The following is a 19,297-nucleotide window of genomic DNA, read 5'->3' as shown; positions in this document are numbered from 1 at the left end:
GGTCAGTCCTTTGCGCCGCTCCCTGGGCAGGATGTAGTTCCGATGCTATTTCCGCTTAGTCGGTCCGCTAGTTTCAGACTACCTCGCATTCGCCTGAGGACTTCGGGCACGTCGGCATCGCGTTCGACCGTGGGTGTCCGTTCGCCCTCGTCAACCGTTTCGGAGGTGAATGCAATCGCTTAGCATAAGTTTTCGCGTTGCCCATCAGACCAAGCCGGTGGCAACTTCCAGCATACATCGTGCATACAATAGGACAGCCCATTTGACCGATGAAAAGCTGCGATCCGCGGATCCGGAACTGGAACACCAGAGCCGGCGAGGATTGCCATCGCTCGTTCTCGCCGCTCTGGGAGTCGTCTATGGCGACATTGGAACGAGCCCCCTCTATGCCTTTAGGGAAGCCCTCCACGCCACCGGTGGGTCGGGAGCGGATCGTGCGAACGTGCTTGGAATTTTGTCACTGATCGTCTGGGCACTCACGATCGTCGTTACGTTAAAGTATGTGACGTTCGTGCTGAAGGCGGACAACCGAGGCGAAGGCGGCACGCTGTCTCTCATGACTCTCGCCCGCGAAGGTCTGGCCGGACGCCCCAAATGGGTGCTTGTCCTGGGCGTGATCGGCGCCTCGCTGTTCATCGGTGATGCGATCATCACGCCTGCGATCTCAGTCCTGTCTGCGGTCGAGGGCATCGAGGTGGTCGCACCGGCGTTGTCCAACTGGGTCGTGCCGATCACTCTCACGATCATCGCCATGCTGTTTTTCGTCCAGCGATTCGGTACGAGCGGCGTGGCGTCGGTGTTCGGTCCCGTAACGGCTCTGTGGTTTATCGTCCTTGGCGTCAGCGGGGCGATCCACATATTTGACGACCCGTCGGTTTTGGGCGCGGTCAATCCAGTACACGCGCTCCGCTATATCGCAAGCAACATCGGTTCGGCCATCGCGGTGCTCGGGGCCGTCTTTCTTGCCGTGACCGGCGCCGAGGCCCTCTATGTCGACCTCGGACATTTCGGACGCCGTCCGATCGTCACGGCGTGGTTTTCGCTCGTCTTCCCCAGCCTGCTTCTGAATTATTTCGGACAGGGAGCGTTCGTGCTCGCGAACCCGCAGATGGCTGAGCATCCCTTTTTCAGCATGCATCCGGAATGGGCGCGGATTCCTATGGTATGTCTTGCCACCGCGGCAACGGTCATCGCCAGCCAGGCAGTGATATCCGGCGCTTATTCCCTTGTCCGTCAGGCGATGCACCTCAACCTGCTTCCTCGCCTGCGCATCCTCCACACCTCCGAAACTCAGTCCGGACAGATCTTCATGCCGCAGGTGAACAACCTGCTGTTCATCTTCGTGGCTGCTCTGGTGCTCTTCTTCCAAAACTCGAGCGGCCTTTCCGCCGCCTATGGCATCGCCGTGACAGGCGAAATGTTCATCACTTCAATCCTGCTCTTCATCGTGATGCGCCGTATCTGGAGCTGGAGGCTGGCGGCGGCTCTTGCAGTCATCGTGCCGATTACGCTGATCGACGCCGGGTTTCTAGCCGCCAACATCGCGAAGTTCGCAGATGGAGGATGGGTTCCCGTTGCGGTGGCGACGACGATGGCGCTCATCATGCAGACATGGACGGCGGGGCGTCGGCTGCTTGCTGCCCGCACCAAGGCCGACGAAATCCCGCTTGCGGCGATCATTGACAACCTAGCGCGGAAGAAGCCACCCACGGTGCCCGGCACGGCGATGTTTCTGACAAGCGACATCGAAGGCGCGCCAACCGCACTCCTCCACAGCCTGAAGCACTATAAAGTGCTCCATGAGCAGAACGTCATTCTTAGCGTCGTGACTTCAACGATGCCGTTCGTGCCAGACGATGAGAAGATTTTTCTCGAAAGCTTCAATCGCCACTTCAGCCGGCTGGTGCTCACGTTCGGCTACATGGAGACGCCCAACATCCCTCGTGCGCTCGTCCTCGCCCGCAAGCTGGGCCTGAAGTTCGATATCATGTCGACGTCGTTCTTCCTGTCCCGCCGAACGATCCTGCCGTCGAAGAAAGGTGGCCTGCCGCTCTGGCAGGACCGGCTGTTCATCTCGCTTGCTGAAAATGCCAGCAATGCGACAGACTATTTCGGGCTGCCGTCGGGGCGAGTGGTTGAACTTGGGCTGCAGACGACTATCTAGCGGATCCGAAATACCGCCGGCATTCGAAACCTGTTGAGGAACGAGGTCGGCGTCCGACCGGGAAATCGTCGACTCACGAGCTGACACGACCATTCGATTCTAAGATTAGAAGCAAGCCGCCGCGTCGTGCGTTTCGCGGGTCAACGATTCCCTGTCTTAAATCGACTTCATGCCTCTGCGATCACCGCAACGGAAATTTTCATGCCGGGAACGCGCACGGGCAGCTTCGCGCCCTGGCGTGCCGGGGGATCGATTGGAAACCAGCTCAGCCATTCCTCGTTCATGCCGGCGAAATCTTCTTCCTCGAGCATGATGACGGTCGCGCTTACGACCTTGTCCAGCGAACTGCCGGATTCTTTGAGGATGGCGGATATATTAGTCAGGCACTGGTGTGTCTGCTCTTGGATGGTCTCGCCCTTGATCTTGCCGGTACTGGGATCTATCGGGCTCGTCCCCGACACGAAGACAAGGCCTGCGGCCTTGACGGCTTGGCTGAATGTTGGCGGCGGCGGCGGTGCATTGGTTGTTCTTATGATGGTGCGGGACATGTTGGGCTCCGTGTGGGTAACAGCGTAACCTTATTCGGTTTCCGTCTTGAATTCGACCGCCGCGGCACCCAGCGAGCTTCGCGACTGGGGGTTGGTTCTAATATGCGGAGTCGGCGGCGGCGCGCTCGGGGCGGTCTTCAGCGGTTTTGCGCTGCATTTCGGCCTGAAAGATTCGGCGCTGGGCGCAGCCGCAGCCGCTAAAACGCATGGGGGACATTTGAGGTCCGGAGCCTCGTCCCGATCTGGTTCCTTTAAACCAAAAGACCCAAAGTCGACGCTGCAGATCTTCAGCCGCTTCAGGCTAGTCGTTTAGAACGATCTCGCGCACCATCTCGACGACCGCCGAAGCCAGCTTGGTCCTAGGCACCTTCCTGCCCAGCACCGGTTCAACGTCCTCCCCGACATAGTGGATGATGCGGCATTGCCAGTCCGGCCTCGCCTCCGACCATATGGCGATCGCGCCGTCCGGGTCGAGGCCGGAATCCATCACGATGATCCGGGGCTGAAGTCTGCGCATTTCTGCGACGGTCTCCTGCGATCTCCGGGTGGTGAAGACGGCTGCGCCTGCCTGCGCCAGAGCCAGCTCGAGGCGGCGCGCTGTTGGAGATTCGTCCTGTATGATGACGACGATTCCTTCGAGGGGTGGTGTCGCGAACGTCATGGCGCAACTCCCGATAATACGAACGACTTCATCACGGCAAGTTGCGTCATTGGCAAACTACTCCGATATTGCGGCCGGCAGGTTATCGAAGGATTCTGGACGTCATCCTAGGATATGCGGAGCGTCGAAATGGCGGCTGACACTAAACGACATATGATACTCACCAGCAAAGACCCGCTCGCATGTCTTGAGCTTTATCTTCAAGCCGGGTTCTTGCGCCCCGTCGAGAATTTCATACGCGACCAAGGCGCCTGGCTGTCGAGCCTTGTTGGTGATGGGAAAGCACGGTTTCAAGCAATTACCGACAAAACACAGGTTCTGCAGGACGTAGAACATCGACACGGGACTGGAGCTGCGATCGATCTCGATCACCCCTTCACCTCTAAGGCGTTGCGCGTCAATCGTAACAAGCGCTTCCTACCCGACGACGTCGCTGCAAACGCTCAGCGGTACCGCGCTAGTCACCACTGTATGAGGTCGCCGGGAGGTTCAGCGCACTGACGAAATCCTCCTCCGTCTCGTAGGCCACCACTTCCTGGTCGAAAAAACCGTTGCTTATCTGCGCGTAGACAAAGTCGCCGTCTTCCAGGTCGATGCGTGCGGTCTCGTAGATTTCGGCAAATGCTGCAAAGTGCTCCAGCCACATCAACAGTTTCTGAGGCTCGACTTCGATATCCAGTTGCTGGTGGGCGAAGGCGACGGCGGCGATGACCTTCTCAAGGTCGCCTCAGATGTCGCCACCGCCCGGCAATCTTGAAAAGTATACCACGATGGGATCGGCATCGGCTGTTTCGCCCGGTCGAGTGAAAGCCCCTATTCGATAATCCGGCATCAGAATCTCCATGGTCGCCGACCAGATCCCACATTGCTGGTGTCGATTCCGTTAACGGTGGCTACACCGAATCCTTTGAGATGGCTCACATTTTACCGAACCGATTACCGGCGCTGAAAGATCCGCTGACGTTTTGGTCGTTCGCTGAACCCTCCAACGCCTTGACGGATGAGAGCAAGACGCCCGGTACGGGTGCACTTCTCGACCGAGAGGACGAGAGCGTTTCGTCGGGCGATGGATGAGAATGCGACGCTATAGAGGACGCAGCATTTTCAGCCGGCGAGCCAGCCTCCGACCTGCTCAAGCGTCCGCCGTTCCTGATCCGCCGCCATGATGAATTCCGGCTGCCAGTTGTCTGAACGGCGTCTCAAACAAAGTGGTGGGCGACGCGGCCCCGAAGATAACGATGATCTACCTTGTAGGAGCGCCCGATGTTGGCGAATCGCCGTCTCACCGTATGACGGCGGCAGTCTTCCAAAAGCATCGCGATCATGGTGCGAGCGTGCCAGCTTACCCTAATTGAGCAGGTCCTGACGGCGCGTCCGACGGTGCCCTCGTCCGATCCGGGATCGGGGAGCGGTTCCTCGCCGGGTATGGGCTCGGGCTCAGGATTATCGAACGGGGGCACTGGCGGCGGGACAATGGGTTCGAATGGAACGGACATTGGCATTCATCCTCGTCGCGTGACAACGCAGAGCGTACTGGCAAGTTCCGGTCGATTGAAGGCCGGCGTCGGGGTCAATCATGGAGATCCATTTTTTGGACTGATTGACCCATTTTCTGGACCGACTGCACCATTTCTCGCTCTCACATCGCGCGGCACGATTGACAAACGGCTCGCTATCCTCCGCTGACGGAAACCGCCGTTTTGAGGTCCCCTACCCGTTCAACCCGTCAATCGGTTCGTGCACGCCATTTGAATTTCCGCTTCTCGTTCCGACCTCCCAAGCAGGTATTTGCTCGTCGAAACCTTTGAGCTGTCGCGGCCCTAGAGCGACCAATAAAATTTCTCCACGCACGGATTGCGCCACGGCGTGATCGACGAGGATTTGCAGATCATCGGCGGATGAACACAATCGCGAAGCCAAATTTACGACATGGCCGATCGCAGTGTAGTCAACCCGCTCTTCATAACCAATTCGGCCGACCGTCGCCCACCCCATCGCCAGTCCAATGCCGAAGCCGATCGCGTGGCCGTGCAGTCGCCACTCGGCAATCAAACGCTGAACGTCATCCTGCATGTCGATCGCCATCTTAACAGCACGAAGCGCCGGGTCTGCGCACGGTACCGGGGCGTTGACGAGCACCATCAAACCGTCTGCCGCGAAGTTGGTCAGCGTGGCCTCGTAGCGTGTGATGATCGCGCCGAGCGCCTCATAGTACTCGCGCAAGACCTGCATGATCTCCTCGGGTTCGGCGTGCGCCGAAAAAGCAGTGAAGCCACGTAAATCGCAGAATACAGCGACGACTTCTGCGCGCTGTCCGGCGAGCACGCTCTCGTCGCCGGACTTTTCGACGAGTTCCGCGACCTGCGGCGCGAGAAAACGCTTCAGCCGTGCAATTCGCTCTGAACGATCCCGCGATACGCCGAGTTCTTGCGCCATTTCATTGAACCGGCCCGCCAGCCGTTCGAATTCGTCTCCTGTGGCGATGTTGATCCGGTGCTCGAACTGTCCAGCACCGATTTTTTCGGTGCCTTCCTCCAGCAGGCGGATTGGTCCGGTCATCCGTCGGGCAAGCCAGTAGGCAAGCGCCGATGCGAAGACGGCGGCGGCGAGCAGCAGGCCACCCGTCCGCCACAATGACGCATACAGCGGTGCGAAAGCCTCGGCCTGCGCCTGCTCCACGAACACAGTCCAACCAAGACTGGCGATCGGCGTCATGGCGGTCACAACCGGTTCGTTCTCGGCATTGCGGGCAGTGGTCGCCTCTCCCCCTGCGGCGGCGATCTCATCCCGCAATCTGGTATATGCGGCCGCCGTCTTCTCGTCCGTTCCCTGCAAGACCTTGCTGATGTCGGGGTGGGCGATGAGCCGGGCGGTCCGATCGAGAACAAACGCCCGGCCACGACTACCGACGCGAATTTCCGAAACAACCGTCCAGACAAGCTTCAGGTTGATCTCGGCAACGACGATCCCACTTGCCTGGCGGTTTCCGGCCATGGCCATGGTCATGAACGGTTCGGAGCCGTCGCGAAAAGTGACTGGCCCGAACCATGTGCCATTCGAACGAACTCCCACGACAGCAGGATCGCCAGAGCGATCCGAGCCGCCTTCGGTCCTGTTCAAGTCGATTCGGGAGACATGCAGCCGTTCGACGCCGACATGGTCAACAAGGGTGACGCTGACGATCGCCGGGGCTTGGCGCATCACCCGCAGTGCATCGAGCCGATGGTCAGCATCAGCAGTCCAGTCGAACTGGACCGTCCAAACCAGTTGATCCTTGATGCCGTCGAGAAAGCTCTCAATTTTGTAGGCGGCCGATGTGGCCTCCACTCGCAATAGAGCGCTAAGCATCGAACGCTGCTCGCGATAGCCGAACCAGGCGTCGCCGACGCCACTAACAGCCAGCGGGACAATGACCGCAGCGAAGAAGGCGAGAAAGTATTTCCGGAACAGCGATCGGCGCATCGGGGCGGCTTGAGGCTGGACCGAACGCCGCACACCATCCTCACTCGATGACTTCATCAGCCATCAGCAAGACGGTCTGCGGCAGCTCGATCCCTAGTGCATCGGCCGTCTTCAGATTGACCGATAAGTCGAACTTTGTCGGTTGCTCGATCGGCAACTCCCCTGGCTTGGTGCCTTTCAAAATGCGATCGACATAATAGGCGAGCCGATGTTGCATTACACCATAGTCCGCCGAATATGCCATCAGGCAGCCATCTGCGACGTACCAGGAACCCCAAGCCATGATCGGCAGGTGATGCTTGGTCCCCAAGGTGGCGATTCGCGACGACTGGTCGGCCAGCATGAGGTCGGGCAGCACCAAGGCAGCTTGAGCGCCATCGGCCTTCATGCGCTCAAACGCAGCATCGAGTTCTCCTGGATCGCTGACTTGCTGGAGGCTCAAAGCCACTCCGAGGAGGCGGGCAGCTTGCTTGGTGTCTGTTTCGAAGGGAAGATACGACACCACCGGGTTTGCCAGCACGCCGACAGTGGCAAGGCCCGGCATGGCCTCCATCAAAAGCTGCAGCCGCTTGGCGGCTAGTTCGGTGGCGTAATAAGTGACGCCCGTGAGATTGCCCCCAGGTTTTGCGAGACTGCTAGCCAAGCCTGCCGCAACTGGGTCACCGCTGATGATGGTCACGATTGGAATCGCGTTGGTCGCTCTCTGGGCAGCATGAGCCCCCGGCTGAGACGACGTCACGATCACATCCACGGGGAGCTGCACCAGGTCCCTTGCCGCATCCGGAAGGTGACTGTCTTGCTTACTCGCGCTCCGGCACTCGAAGCGGAGTTCGTGCAGCGTGTAGCCCAGATCGTGAAGTCCTTGCATGAAGATTCCGAACTCACTGGCTTCGCTCGCATACGGCATATCGCAGGGCAACCAGGCGAGAAGGCCGATTCGTGGCGTCTTCGCCGACGTCTGCTGCCCGGCTGCAACGGCGGGAAAGCTCATCACCAGCGCGACTAAGAACTTTAGGTAGGGACGTCGTTTCGGTTTCATCCGAACACCCCTCGCTGCCCCTTCTCCTGATGGAGCGACCGACGAACAAGCCAAGATATTCAGTCGACCGAAGTATAGTTGATATTAGCCCGCATTGGTAGCACGCGCAGCCTGACCGACGGCGCATCACCGACAGCCGGAACTGACAAGGTAGGCCCACTGGCCGCATGTCCTTTTCGCGGCCTCGTCGGGTCAGGTGCCTTCTCACCCAATTGGTTGATCTTGGGTTCCGCGAGCTGGGTCAGCGTCTCATCGATCTTGATCTCCTCGACGAGCGTCTGCTGGAGCAACTCGGCTTCCTTCTTCATTCCGAGCTGCATCGCCCACGACTTGAGAGTGCCGTAGCGAGCGATCTCGTGCTGTTCGAGGGCCTGGGCTGCGGCCGGCAGCGTCGAGAGCTTCGGAGTCCTAGAATTCCTCGAGAATTTCCTGACCTTCCTCGATGATGCCATCGATCGCCGGCCGTTCTTTCCGTGGCCGGCTTTCCAAGCAGTTCGAACACCCTGGACCAGCCGCTCAACCTGCCCCTCCGTCTCCTGGAGATGCAGATCGAAAGCGGCCTTCAAGTCCTGGGACTTGGCCCTGCGACTTATTTCTCGTGAGAGCCGGGATGATCTTGCGTCTGCTTAATAGACATCCTTGAGACCGTCGACAAAGAGGTCTTCTAAGGTCTTTTGAGGCGAAATACTCCAGTCAAGAACTTCTTCACAGTGGCTTGTGCTGCCTCCGTTGCAGCTTTGTCGTAGCCCACGGTTGAACCGAGTTCCACACAAGCATCATTGAAGGTGAAGGGTTTGCCAGTCTCGACATTGAGTATCTTGCCGTCTTCCTCGCGCCGCTGACAATTGCGAGAAGATTGTGCGCTTTGGCTAACGGAAACCAACCGCGCATCGGGGTTATCGAACCCGTGGTGCGCGCCGGGATACTCGGTCATGACAGCGTCCTTTCCGGCCGCGTTGAGACGCGTGATGTAACCGAGGCACGTCACAGCCAGGGTCGTGTCGTCCGCCGCGCCGTGGAATTCGCGGACTGGTGCGTCGACAATGTCGAGTTCATCGACGAAGTGAATGTTGCAGGCAGGATAGAACGAGAGGTGTGCGGCGATGCGCGCCTTTGTCGGTCCGTGGAGAGCTTGGAAGTGCCGCATGCTGGTATAGAGCGCTGCGGTGGCGCCGCGCGAAAAGCCCATCACGCCGATGCGTGATGGATCGATCCGCGGGTGGTTCGCGAGCACGTCGACGGCGCGATAGGTGTCGTAGAATTGCGCGAAGGAGCTCAGCCGCGACTGATCTGTCTCGACCTGATCTATGCCTCGTCCGCCGAAGCTATCAAGGCGGAACGTCGCGATGCCCATTCTGTTGAGGAATTCGCCCCATCGGAGCGCCGGAGTGCTGTTGGCAGCACCATTGGAACCATGGAGCAGAACGACGGCCGGCAAATGCTCATTCCAACTGGGAAATCGGAGCTGACCAGTCAGCGTCACAGCAACTCCGTTCGCCGTATTCCCCCGCAAGAACTGTTCGTCCGTCAGGGTGAGTGATGGCACTGTCAACGTCTCGTCTGGGGGGAATTTCGGCCGGACTTCCCCGGCGCGTCCGAGCGCGGCGAAAAGTGTCACGATGCACAGGGTGAGCGCGGCTCCAATGAAGCGTGCCATGTCAAGCACCTCCGACTTTGCGCTCAACCTAGCACGTAAACCGGCCGCCATCTTTGGTCGGAGAATTGGGACCGGCCCGATGAGGACGTGTTCGCCGTTCAGACCGAAATCGCAGAGCAGGTCGCCAACCGCCTCGGCGGCGGAGTGGGACTGATTCAAGAGGCCGGGCGGGCGGCAGCCAAACGCAAACGGCCTGAAAACCTGAATGCCTATGATTACTATCTTCTCGGGTCCGAGAAGTCTCGGGCTTTAGGGAATGGGCTCGGCATAGTGTCGGGCTCGGGATAAGTGCCGTTATGCCGAGTTCGGCATAAAGGCACAAAGATGTCCCGCGGCTGCGGCACCGGCATCGGCTTGCCCCGTGCATCCGGACTGCCTGGCGAACTGTGGGCGAACTCGTCTCCTCTCCCTGTCGGGAGTTTGAAGTCGGCGTCGCGATCCGCAAGGCCTGATAGATCGCTGCTCAGATCGAAGAGCTGCTGCGCGACGAGATGGACGACGTCCCCTTCCCGCTGGATGCGGCCGTTGATCGCCATCATGGACGACCCAAGCACGACGCGGCGACGCCTCTCGAAGAGCGAAGGCCAGACGACGACGTTCGCGGGTCCGCTCTCGTCCTCGATCGTGATGAACATGACGCCCTTGGCGGATCCGGGCTTCTGGCGGACAAGGACGAGGCCGGCCGTCATAAGCCAGCGGCCGTCGCGGGCGTTCATCGCCTCGGCGCAGGTGACGATGTTCCGCTTCAGCAGGTCTCGCCTCAGGAAGGCGACCGGATGCTCCCGCAAGGTCAAGCCGACGTGGCCGTAGTCTTCGACCACGTTGTGGCCCTGGGTCATCTGACGCAGCCGGACTTCCGGCTCACGCTGCTCGGCAATCGTCTTCATGTCGCGTCCGGCCGCCGCAGCGAACAATGGAAGCGGCTCGTCGCGGAGCGCTTTAATCGCCCACAGCGCGTCCCTGCGTTCGAGGCCCAGAGACGGCCGGAAGGCGTCGGCCTCGGCCAGTTCGACGAGCGACGCCGCGGGGACGCCGGACCGCCGCCACATGTCGTCGACGCTGTCGAATTCCGAGTTCATCCGCGCCGCGACTATGCGCGCGACGTCGGCGATCGCCAGGCCTCTCACCATTCGCATTCCCAAGCGGACCGCGTGACGGTCGGTGTTCTCGATCCTCTCGAGCGTGCAGTCCCATCGCGAGCGGTTGATGCAGACGGGCCTGATTTCGACGCCGTGCTTCGCGGCGTCGCCGACAATCTGCGCCGGCGCGTAGAAACCCATCGGCTGCGAGTTCAACAAGGCCGCGCAGAAGACGTCGGGGAAATGGCACTTCACGTAGTTGCTCGCATAAGCGATGAGCGCGAAGCTCGCGGCATGCGATTCCGGGAATCCATAGGACCCGAAGCCTTCCAACTGCGAAAACGTCTTCTCCGCAAACTCTTGGGTGTAGCCATTCTTCACCATGCCGCTGACGAGCTTGTCCTTAAACCTGCTCACCCCGCCGGTGAATTTGAACGTTGCCATGCTCTTGCGAAGCTGGTCGGCCTCGCCGCCGGTAAAGCCGGCGCAGACCATGGCCACCCTCATCGCGGATTCCTGAAACAGCGGCACGCCCAGTGTCTTTCCAAGGACGGCTTCAAGTTCAGGTGTCGGATACTCGACCTTCTCCTTGCCCTCGCGACGCCGGAGGTAGGGATGGACCATGTCGCCCTGAATGGGGCCGGGCCTGACGATCGCCACCTGGACGACCAGGTCGTAAAACGTCCGCGGCTTCAGACGGGGCAGCATCGCCATCTGCGCCCGGCTTTCGATCTGGAACGTGCCGAGCGTGTCGGCCTTGCGGATCATCGCGTAGGTGGCGCTGTCCTCCTGCCGGATCGATGCAAGGTCGAGATCCTCGTCCTTGTGCTCGCGGATCAGGTCGAGCGCCTTGGACATGCAGGTGAGCATCCCGAGGGCGAGCACGTCGACCTTCATCATCTTGAGGGCTTCGACGTCATCCTTGTCCCATTCGATGATCTGCCGGTCGACCATGGACGCCGGCTCGATCGGCACGAGGTCGTCGAGACGATCTTGGGTGAGGACGAACCCTCCGGGATGCTGGCCCAGATGGCGAGGCGCGCCCATGAGCTGCTGGGCGAGCTGGAGCGTCAATATGAGGCGACGATCCTCGGGATTGAGGTTGAGTTCACGCACGTTCCTGTCGCTGACCTCCTCGGACCACGACCACATGCCGGACGACAGCGCCTTGATGACGTCCTCGGGAAGCCCGAGCGCCTTGCCGACGTCGCGGATCGCGCCCTTGGCGCGGTAGCGCGTCACAGTCGCGCAGAGCGCCGCCTTCTGGTGGGTATAGGTACTGTATATCCACTGGATGACCTCCTCGCGCCTTTCGTGTTCGAAGTCGACGTCGATGTCCGGGGGCTCGTCGCGTTCCTGCGACACGAACCTTTCGAACAGAAGATCATTGGTGGAAGGATCGATGCTGGTGATGCCGAGGATGTAGCAGACGGCCGAGTTCGCCGCCGACCCGCGTCCCTGGCACAGGATTCCCTGCGAACGCGCGTAGCGCACGATCGAGAAGACGGTCAGGAAGTACGGCGCGTACTTCATGGTCCTGATGAGATCGAACTCGTGCCGAACGGTCTTCAGCACGTCCGGCGGCAGGCCCTCCGGATAGCGGCTTGGAACGCATTCCCACACGTAGTGCTCGAGAGATTCCTGCGCCGACTTGCCGGGTATGATCGCCTCCTCCGGATACTGGTACGTCAGCTCTTCAAGCGAGAACTTGCAGCGGTCGACGATCTCCATCGTCCGTGCGAGCGCCTCCCGGTAGCGCGGGAACAGGCGCTCCATCTCCTCCGGCGGCTTTAGATATCGATCCGCGTGGCGCTCTCGCTTGAAGCCGACGTCGTCGATCGTCGTGTGCTCGCGGACGCAGGTGACGACATCCTGAAGCTGGCGGCGGCCCGGCTGGTGAAAGAGGACGTCGTTGGTGACGACCGTGCGAACCTTGTAGCTCGTCGCCAGGTTCGACAACTCGTGCAGCCGCATCTGATCGTTGGGACGACGCCGCAACGAGAGTGCTACGTAGGCGCGGTCGCCAAACAGACGGACGAGTTTGCGGAGTTGGACGGCGCCCGCCTCGTCCGGCAGGTCGGGGACAAGAACGGCCAACAGTCCTTCGGCGTAAAGGGCGACGTCCTCGAGAGAGAGGATGCAGTTGCCCTTGCCGCCCCTGCTCTTTCCGAGCGTCAGAAGGCGGGTGAGCCGGGAATATGCGGCGCGGTCGGTAGGGTAGACTAGGAGGGACATCCCTTCGGTCAAATCGAGACGGCATCCGACGACGAGGCGGACGCCCGTGGCGCGGGAGGCTTCGAGCGCCCGGACGACGCCTGCAAGCGAATTGCGGTCGACAACACCGATCGCCTCAATGCCGATCTCCTTCGCCGTCGCGAACAGTTCGTCGGCCGACGACGCGCCACGAAGGAAGCTGAAATGCGTGGTGACCTGGAGTTCGGCGTATCTCATGCGAAGATCCCGTGCAGGAACCATTTGTGAGAACCGGTGCCCGCGTCGACGCCGTCGCCGGAACGAAAGATCCAGTAGCGTTCGCCGATGTCGTCCTCGACGACGAAGTAGTCCCGCACGGCCTCGACCTCCGAAGTGCGCACCCACCATTCGCCGAACACCCGCTCCGGCCCGTCGGCGCACTTCACGCGACGCCGCTTGCCGCGCCACGAGAACCAGACCGGGGGATGATCCGGCATCAAGGCCATCGCTTCGATCGGATCGGGGCGGTCGAGCAGCCGAACCGGCCGCTTCCATTCGTGCGTCCACGACTCCCCGACGTCCTGGGCGGAAGCGGCGATGCGCCTGACGCTGCGCTCGGGCACGTCGGAGGCGGCCGGAGCTAGACGATAGACGCGCTGGCCGCGGTTGCCGAAGATGTCGATGAGAGGCGTTATGTCGTCGTTCTCCTCCTCGACCAGCGAGGACGTCTTCTGCATCTCTTCGAGCGGCTGCGACATCACCGCGACCAGCGAAAGCTTCTCGATGCCGAAGCCGGGCTCGATCTTCTCGGTACGATCCTTGAAGAGCTTGGCCAGCCAGGCGACCTCGCGCGCCGGTTTGGCGGTGCCCGCACGGATCGCCTGCCGGGTGCCGTCGACCTTCTCCACGACGAGGTCGGTGCGCCGGACGCCCAGCCCCTTGCGCTGCAGCTCCTCGACGAGCTGGACGACAAGCCGCCCGACGTACTTGTTGATCGTCTCGGGCGCGCCAATAGGCTCTGCAAACGAGCGGCTGACCTCGATCAGCTCCGGGCTGCGGATAGGGTCGATCGGCTCGGACACGCGCCCGAACGTCTGGTCGAGACGGCGGCCGAGTTCGGGGCCGAAACGGAGCGCGAGCGGCGCTCGAGCGGTGTTCGCAAGCTCGCCGATCGTGCGGAAGCCCAACGTACGGAGGTCGCCGGCGACCTTCTCGGGCAGCCGCAGCAGTGAGATCGGCAGACGTTCGACCGCCCGGACGATCTCCCCGCGCGGCACGATCACGGTTTCCCGGCTGATGGCGCGCGCGCACGCATGTGCCGCACCCCAGGTGTCGGCTATCGCCACCCTCGCCGTCAGTCCCCTGGAGCGGAAGTGGTTGGCAATGCCGGTCAGCATGGGCTCCTCCCCGCCTTGCAAGTGGTCGGCACCTTCGGTGTCGAGGACGATACCGTCCGGAGCGTCCATGGCGACGATCGGCGAGTAGACGGTCAGTGCCCAGAGCGTGATCCGCTCCAAGGCCGAGGCGTCTGCGACCGGATCGGCATCGACCATCATGAGCCCCTGGAAGAGCGCCTGCGCCTTGGCGGCCGGCATTCCTACCAGGACGCCCGCCTTCTTGGCGGCGGCGTCGGCGGCCGAAACCCAGCGCCTGGCGCTGCTCTTCGCGATCACCGCGATCGCCCGTTCAGGCGGAATGTCGGGATCGGCTCGACGTATCCTGTCGGTCGCCAGATCCGGAAGGTAAATGGATACGACCCTGCTCATCACATGCTCCCACGCAAAACTCGGCACACTCGCCTGCACGCGATCTCATCAGTTCCACAAGCCATCTCGCCCGTCCGACGCCGGGTACGGGGAGTGCTTCGGACGGTAGGACACTCACCCTCCACCGCGTCGTCGACGCCGTCGGCTGGCCGAAATCGTTCGCCTCCGTCTGTCTTCTCCAACGCCGGACGGCTATCCCCATCGTTCCGGTCTTCTCGGCTGCAAGCTGCAGCCTTCGCGAGGAGACCATCGGAAGACGGACGATCTCGCCGACCACGGCGCCCAGGCCGCCGTAACCGAGGGCCTCCTCCATGCTCGCGAGGACGTCCTCCTCCCGGTCGGACTCGACGAAGATCACCCGGTCCGGGTGGAGGCCAGCCTGCGCCAGGGCCGGCATGAAGAGATCGGGCCGGGTCAGGCACCAGACGACCTTCCCTTTCGTGCGGGCGGCGACCCCCGCGGCGAAGAGGGCCGCCGCCGCTCCGTCGACGGTGCCCGATCCGCCGCCTGCAAATTCGTGCAGAGCGCCGTAGGCGAGGCCTCCTCCGGGAAGGGTGGCGTCGATGTCCGGTAATCCGAAAGGCAGGCAGCCCTTCCGCTTCGCGACGCCGCCTTCAAGAGCAGCGATACGCTCGCGGAGATCGGCGATGGCTAGCTCGCGGGCAGCCGACATCGTTGGCGAATCCTTCAAAATCGCGTTGAAAAGGACGACATCATGTCGTGAAAACTAAACTGTTCTTCTTCTGTTCCTTATCGCCGGCGGCGTCAAGGCACGCATTGGACAGGAATCTAGTCCTAAAAATTAGTAGGAACTCAGATTAACAAAACGAATCAAATCGGTAGCGACAGCGCATAACTTGGCTGCACCGTCTAAAAATATTTGGACGCCGCTCGTCCCGTCCCAGTCGATTTGGCAAACCGAAATTTCGAGTCTTCGACTGCCTCTTAGGCGCCCCAGGCGCGACCACTTCAATCTCGGTGCATAGCTGTCAGAATCCCGTTCAAACCAGCGATCCACTGATCGGCATGCTTCCGTTTTCCATCTAATCTTCGACTTCGAGAAATGCTCGGCAACGCGAGTTCACGGTGACCTCGAGGATGTGGGTCTTGCGACTTCAGGAACCGCCACAGCAGGCGTGAATAGCAAGAGCTGCCTCTTTTGGATGACTCCCGTAACGGTACATTAGATGATAGCAATGCACGGGGATGCATGCTGTTTCGATGATGGGCGGGGATATGAGGAGTGCAACGTATATCCTTACGGCAGTCATTGCCGTGGCAATAGGAGCAACTGCTCCGTACGCAGCCGAGGGTCGCAGAGTTTCCTTGGGATGGCAGACGTCATGCGGCGTGGATCCAGGTGCGATAAGCCACTCGGGCGGTGCCTACATTTTTCACCAGAGTTCCAACCATTGCAGCGGCGGTATTTTCAAGCAACGATCGGAACTGAACTCTGGCAACATCTCCGTCAACAGCCGAGTGAGCTACGCATTCGACACCACCGTCTCGATGAAGACATCACAAAGCAATGATTTCATTTTATTCCAGGTCCATGATGGACGGAACGGCTGTTCACCGCCGATGAGCTTGCGCTGGACTGGTGGCAATTCCCTTCGGTTTGACAGCGACTATACACGCGGCAAAGGAATGGCAGGTTGCGTCGAAAATCGCGGCCTTCGGGGCGCTGGTTATCATGGACCCAGTCTCAGGCGAGACGGAACGCCTTACCACCTGCGCGTCACGCTCGCGTTCGACGGGCAAGGCGGATTTGACGTGTCGGTCCAGATCAACGGAAGCGGCGTCTTGTCGGGGCGGTACCAACCATCGAGTGACCCGCAATTCGTCACGTCGAAACGTTTCTATATGAAGCATGGTGTCTATTCCCAGAAACCGTTCGACTACGAGATGAGGTCATTGGGCATGCAGGTCCTTCGCGTCGGCTAATAGCTCTATTTTGCCCTCTGCCCTACCTGAGTATCCTCGATTTCGATGACGGCGGCATCCTGAGCTGGGTCGATGTCATCCCAAGTGGGTTTTGGTTCGCGACCGTCAGCTCTGAATTGGGCGAAGTTCTGGTGGCCACCCGAATTGCCCGGTTGATAGCGAGCCCATGCAGTATATGAGAGTGGTTCGCCATCCACCCAGTGCCATCCTCCGTCGGGTTCCTTCGCTCCGTCGTCTTGCATCAGGCCGATCATCGGTCCGCTACTTTGCGGCTCGCCACCGACATCCTGCACGACCCAGTGACCTGGCTTCTCGAGGGTTAGGTTGTAGACGAATTCGTTCTCTTCGGCTGAGGATATGGTCGCAAGATGTCCCTTCAAGCCGGCCGCCAGGTCGAGTAGTGCCGCCATGCTGGCCCCCCACGTTCTGATGACCAAGTACCTTGAATGGCCAAAGTGTCCTTCGGTGACGAGATCGAAGTTGGCCAGTATGTCCTTTTCCGATTTGCCCTGAATGCTCTCGTCCTTCTTATATGCCCGCTGCGCCCACTCCGGCGTGCGTTGCTGCGTCAGGACAAAGACCGAAGCCCCAAAAGCCGCGATCGTCAAGATTGCCAGCCCAGCCAGAAACGCTGGCTTTCGGATAAATGCGGCCGATCTTCTTCTTGATAATGCTATGAAGTTTTCATCTACGTCGGAGATCGCATAAACGGTGATCGGCTTCGCGAGGTTCTTGACATAATGTTCGCCGATCCGCTTGAGTTCGGTAGGCAGCTTTCGGTCGACCTGCTCAAATACGCCCTCACTGAGGCATATCCCGCCGGGCTGAGCGATCGACTCCAATCTTGCCGCGATGTTCACCCCACCTCCGAGAACGTCGCCGTTCGGCTGCACGTTGACATCGCCGAGGTTGATTCCAATACGGTATTTGAGGCGTTGCGCCGACGGTACCGTCTCGTTGTAGCTCCTGTGGGCTGCCTGGATATCAATGGCAGCGAGAACTGCTTCGACCGCGCTATCGAATACTGCGATGACGCTGTCGCCGGCGGTATTTGCGATTGACCCCTCATGTCGACGGATAATGGCGTCCATTATCTCGCGGAGTTTTGCTAGATGAGACAAGGTGGCAATTTCATCATCTTCGACATGCTGGCTGTATTGCGCGATATCCGCGGCGAAGATGGTAGTAAGCCTCCTGCCCATGTCGACCTCCGGGTATCGAAATATAGGCAACATACAATTTGGCCGCTGATCCATAAAGCACCAGCACCTCGTTAATATTAGTTAGGACTGCGCGCGGTTGTAACTGGATGGCAGAGCCTCATCGTCGAATTGTGTGCGCCAAGCGACCGTAGACCGTTGATCCCCTGGCCTCTGACACAGATGCCAGGCCGTTTTTTGCGATCTATCTTACCGTGACGACCCCGCACAGCCGAATCTGGGTCAAGCGCGGGCGGAGTTGCAGCGAGCGGTGGCTCCGCCCCCTTCCGCGGAATGGACGGAGCGTCCCCTCGTCTCCGTTGGCATGCGCCCCCCGGATTCGCTGATAATCTCTGGTCCCAAAGTTTCCCTCGCCGCCGGAAGGATGATGATGCGGGTGTTTGGCGGGTACGACCACGAATTCAGCTTCGCAACACGGATGCTCGATGTTGCCATCCTCATGCGTCGCAGGTCAGCGGTCGCACAACCTTTGCGACGCACCCAGTTGCGCTCACCGGGTTACTTCGAGTTCGACCAAGGTCCGCAAGGTCCTTGCAACGAACGGCACCTGCTTAGCGTGGGCGCTCGATCTTGGGATCGCCATCCTGAGAATTCGAACTCCAAGCTCTTCCTGGCTGGCCAATCGACGTACTTACGCCCCTGACCCCGCGCATGAAAGATGTCAACGACCGCTTCGGCCATTTAAGCCAAGTAGCTTAAACCTAGATTCTCCATGGTGCCGCCTACGAGAGGTACAATCTTTCCGCGAGCGCGAAGAGGGGGCAGGTCCTTGAGATCGCCGCTAGAGCCTGTCGGAAGGGATCGACCCCGCCCTTCTTCGGAGCAGTTTGAACTGACGACACATCAGGGTGAAGCATCCAGACGAGCAGGAGCGGCTGACGTCCTCCGCAACCACCTTTCCATCAAGGATTCGGACGAGGCGCTGGGAGCGTAATAGGGATCTCGAAGATGGAACGGCGTGGACCTGACTGGCGCGAAAGTCAAGCGCGCAGCCTTTCGTTCCGAAGGCGGTTCGACCCGAACGAAGACCTTTCGCGTCACCGCCGCCTATGGACGATATCGGAAGCAAACGGCCGGCAGATCACGAGACACGAGGCTTATCCATGCGGTCTCCCGCATCTCCTTTCAACAGGTGCCACCTCTGGGGTTTCGCAACGACCAACGCTGATGGTTCCGTCGATGGCAAGTCTGCTCCACGATGGCGGGATTGAAGTCGGGCTCCACGAGCAAATGCCCTGCACGCGTGAAAGCACAAGAGCCTGTTTTGCATTCTGTTTGTCGCTCGCGCGGGCGAAGAATCCACTTGGATCTGGTCGAGCGCCTTCACCAACTCGGTAGGATTCGATCTTGAAATTGCCACCGTTATAGCTGCACGCAGGGGTATGGCGCTGTGGACCGGGAGCCGGCCCGGTTTCTTGATCGAGGATAAATCGGCGCCAGTGGAGGGTCTGGGCCGCCGGCCGACCGTCGTGACGAGGGTCGCAGGAATCCTTGACAGTCACTGGCACCAGAAAGCTCTTAATCCTTGCCCGACCCTCGGGCGGTGGATCCCCGCGGAAGGTTC

At 60.3% G+C, this 19,297-nt stretch carries 14 protein-coding genes and 2 pseudogenes; 4 read left to right on the top strand and 12 right to left on the bottom strand.

Translation table 11 applies throughout. The annotated features are described in order from the left end of the window. The first annotated feature begins 262 nt into the window (after positions 1–262). Positions 263–2,164, top strand: a complete 1,902-nt coding sequence (locus HFO99_RS20970; RefSeq protein ID WP_222363321.1) for a potassium transporter Kup — start codon at positions 263–265, stop codon at positions 2,162–2,164. 167 nt (positions 2,165–2,331) lie between these two features. Here HFO99_RS20970 and HFO99_RS20965 read toward each other — a convergent pair whose 3' ends face one another. Beyond that, positions 2,332–2,712: a RidA family protein gene (locus HFO99_RS20965; RefSeq protein WP_025398008.1), complete on the bottom strand. Its 381-nt coding sequence runs from the start codon at positions 2,710–2,712 to the stop codon at positions 2,332–2,334. 58 nt (positions 2,713–2,770) lie between these two features. Between HFO99_RS20965 and HFO99_RS33510 the strand changes: the two are divergent. Continuing rightward, positions 2,771–2,921: pseudogene (locus HFO99_RS33510) on the top strand (chloride channel protein); the annotation flags it as partial. Positions 2,922–3,013: 92 nt separating this feature from the next. Here the strand turns inward: HFO99_RS33510 and HFO99_RS20960 are convergent. The 7 genes from HFO99_RS20960 to HFO99_RS20930 form a co-directional block, all read right to left on the bottom strand. Further along, positions 3,014–3,373 carry a hypothetical protein gene (locus tag HFO99_RS20960; protein WP_222363319.1) on the bottom strand — a complete coding sequence of 120 codons (360 nt, stop codon included), beginning with the start codon at positions 3,371–3,373 and terminating at the stop codon, positions 3,014–3,016. Positions 3,374–3,475: 102 nt separating this feature from the next. After that, positions 3,476–3,745 (bottom strand): hypothetical protein, encoded by a 270-nt coding sequence (locus HFO99_RS20955; protein ID WP_222363317.1) that lies wholly within the window; start codon positions 3,743–3,745, stop codon positions 3,476–3,478. Positions 3,746–3,830: 85 nt separating this feature from the next. Then, positions 3,831–4,019, bottom strand: a complete 189-nt coding sequence (locus tag HFO99_RS20950) for a hypothetical protein (RefSeq protein WP_222363315.1) — start codon at positions 4,017–4,019, stop codon at positions 3,831–3,833. Positions 4,020–5,083: 1,064 nt separating this feature from the next. After that, positions 5,084–6,892 (bottom strand): adenylate/guanylate cyclase domain-containing protein, encoded by a 1,809-nt coding sequence (locus tag HFO99_RS20945; RefSeq protein WP_261323248.1) that lies wholly within the window; start codon positions 6,890–6,892, stop codon positions 5,084–5,086. Further along, a complete protein-coding gene (locus HFO99_RS20940; protein ID WP_222363313.1) occupies positions 6,876–7,874 on the bottom strand; it encodes an ABC transporter substrate-binding protein in 999 nt (332 codons plus the stop codon). The genes HFO99_RS20945 and HFO99_RS20940 overlap by 17 nt, the downstream gene beginning before the upstream one ends. 59 nt (positions 7,875–7,933) lie before the next feature. Then, complete coding sequence (locus HFO99_RS20935; protein ID WP_315860494.1) at positions 7,934–8,467, bottom strand: ferritin-like domain-containing protein; 534 nt, start codon at positions 8,465–8,467, stop codon at positions 7,934–7,936. A 71-nt stretch (positions 8,468–8,538) separates the two neighbouring features. Beyond that, complete coding sequence (locus HFO99_RS20930) at positions 8,539–9,531, bottom strand: dienelactone hydrolase family protein (protein ID WP_222363310.1); 993 nt, start codon at positions 9,529–9,531, stop codon at positions 8,539–8,541. A 39-nt stretch (positions 9,532–9,570) separates the two neighbouring features. Between HFO99_RS20930 and HFO99_RS33505 the strand changes: the two are divergent. Further along, positions 9,571–9,783: pseudogene (locus HFO99_RS33505) on the top strand (adenylate/guanylate cyclase domain-containing protein); the annotation flags it as partial. Here the strand turns inward: HFO99_RS33505 and HFO99_RS20925 are convergent. Genes HFO99_RS20925 through HFO99_RS20915 form a run of 3 tightly spaced genes read right to left on the bottom strand, consistent with a single transcriptional unit; the run spans position 9,750 to position 15,242 of the window. After that, entirely contained in the window at positions 9,750–13,061 is a 3,312-nt protein-coding gene (locus HFO99_RS20925; protein ID WP_222363308.1) for an error-prone DNA polymerase, read from the bottom strand. The pseudogene HFO99_RS33505 and the gene HFO99_RS20925 overlap by 34 nt on opposite strands. After that, complete coding sequence (locus HFO99_RS20920; RefSeq protein ID WP_222363306.1) at positions 13,058–14,569, bottom strand: Y-family DNA polymerase; 1,512 nt, start codon at positions 14,567–14,569, stop codon at positions 13,058–13,060. The genes HFO99_RS20925 and HFO99_RS20920 overlap by 4 nt, the downstream gene beginning before the upstream one ends. Beyond that, positions 14,490–15,242 (bottom strand): ImuA family protein, encoded by a 753-nt coding sequence (locus HFO99_RS20915; protein ID WP_222363305.1) that lies wholly within the window; start codon positions 15,240–15,242, stop codon positions 14,490–14,492. The genes HFO99_RS20920 and HFO99_RS20915 overlap by 80 nt, the downstream gene beginning before the upstream one ends. Before the next feature lie 653 nt (positions 15,243–15,895). Between HFO99_RS20915 and HFO99_RS20910 the strand changes: the two genes are divergently transcribed. After that, positions 15,896–16,513, top strand: coding sequence for a hypothetical protein (locus tag HFO99_RS20910; protein ID WP_261323247.1), 618 nt, complete (start codon positions 15,896–15,898; stop codon positions 16,511–16,513). A gap of 5 nt (positions 16,514–16,518) precedes the next feature. Here HFO99_RS20910 and HFO99_RS20905 read toward each other — a convergent pair whose 3' ends face one another. Then, complete coding sequence (locus HFO99_RS20905; RefSeq protein ID WP_222363303.1) at positions 16,519–17,715, bottom strand: adenylate/guanylate cyclase domain-containing protein; 1,197 nt, start codon at positions 17,713–17,715, stop codon at positions 16,519–16,521. Between the last annotated feature and the right edge of the window lie 1,582 nt (positions 17,716–19,297).

Source organism: Rhizobium leguminosarum (assembly GCF_019798305.1).
GTDB classification, from domain to species: Bacteria; Pseudomonadota; Alphaproteobacteria; order Rhizobiales; family Rhizobiaceae; genus Rhizobium; species Rhizobium leguminosarum_U.
This window is presented reverse-complemented; position numbering and strand designations above follow the sequence as displayed.

Coding starts and splice junctions, on each gene's coding strand:
- HFO99_RS20965 (WP_025398008.1), bottom strand. CDS start 2,712: ATGTCCCGCACCATCATAAGAACAACCAATGCACCGCCGCCGCCGCCA.
- HFO99_RS20960 (WP_222363319.1), bottom strand. CDS start 3,373: ATGACGTTCGCGACACCACCCCTCGAAGGAATCGTCGTCATCATACAG.
- HFO99_RS20950 (WP_222363315.1), bottom strand. CDS start 4,019: ATGTGGCTGGAGCACTTTGCAGCATTTGCCGAAATCTACGAGACCGCA.
- HFO99_RS20945 (WP_261323248.1), bottom strand. CDS start 6,892: ATGAAGTCATCGAGTGAGGATGGTGTGCGGCGTTCGGTCCAGCCTCAA.
- HFO99_RS20940 (WP_222363313.1), bottom strand. CDS start 7,874: ATGAAACCGAAACGACGTCCCTACCTAAAGTTCTTAGTCGCGCTGGTG.
- HFO99_RS20930 (WP_222363310.1), bottom strand. CDS start 9,531: ATGGCACGCTTCATTGGAGCCGCGCTCACCCTGTGCATCGTGACACTT.
- HFO99_RS20925 (WP_222363308.1), bottom strand. CDS start 13,061: ATGAGATACGCCGAACTCCAGGTCACCACGCATTTCAGCTTCCTTCGT.
- HFO99_RS20920 (WP_222363306.1), bottom strand. CDS start 14,569: ATGAGCAGGGTCGTATCCATTTACCTTCCGGATCTGGCGACCGACAGG.
- HFO99_RS20915 (WP_222363305.1), bottom strand. CDS start 15,242: ATGTCGGCTGCCCGCGAGCTAGCCATCGCCGATCTCCGCGAGCGTATC.
- HFO99_RS20905 (WP_222363303.1), bottom strand. CDS start 17,715: ATGGGCAGGAGGCTTACTACCATCTTCGCCGCGGATATCGCGCAATAC.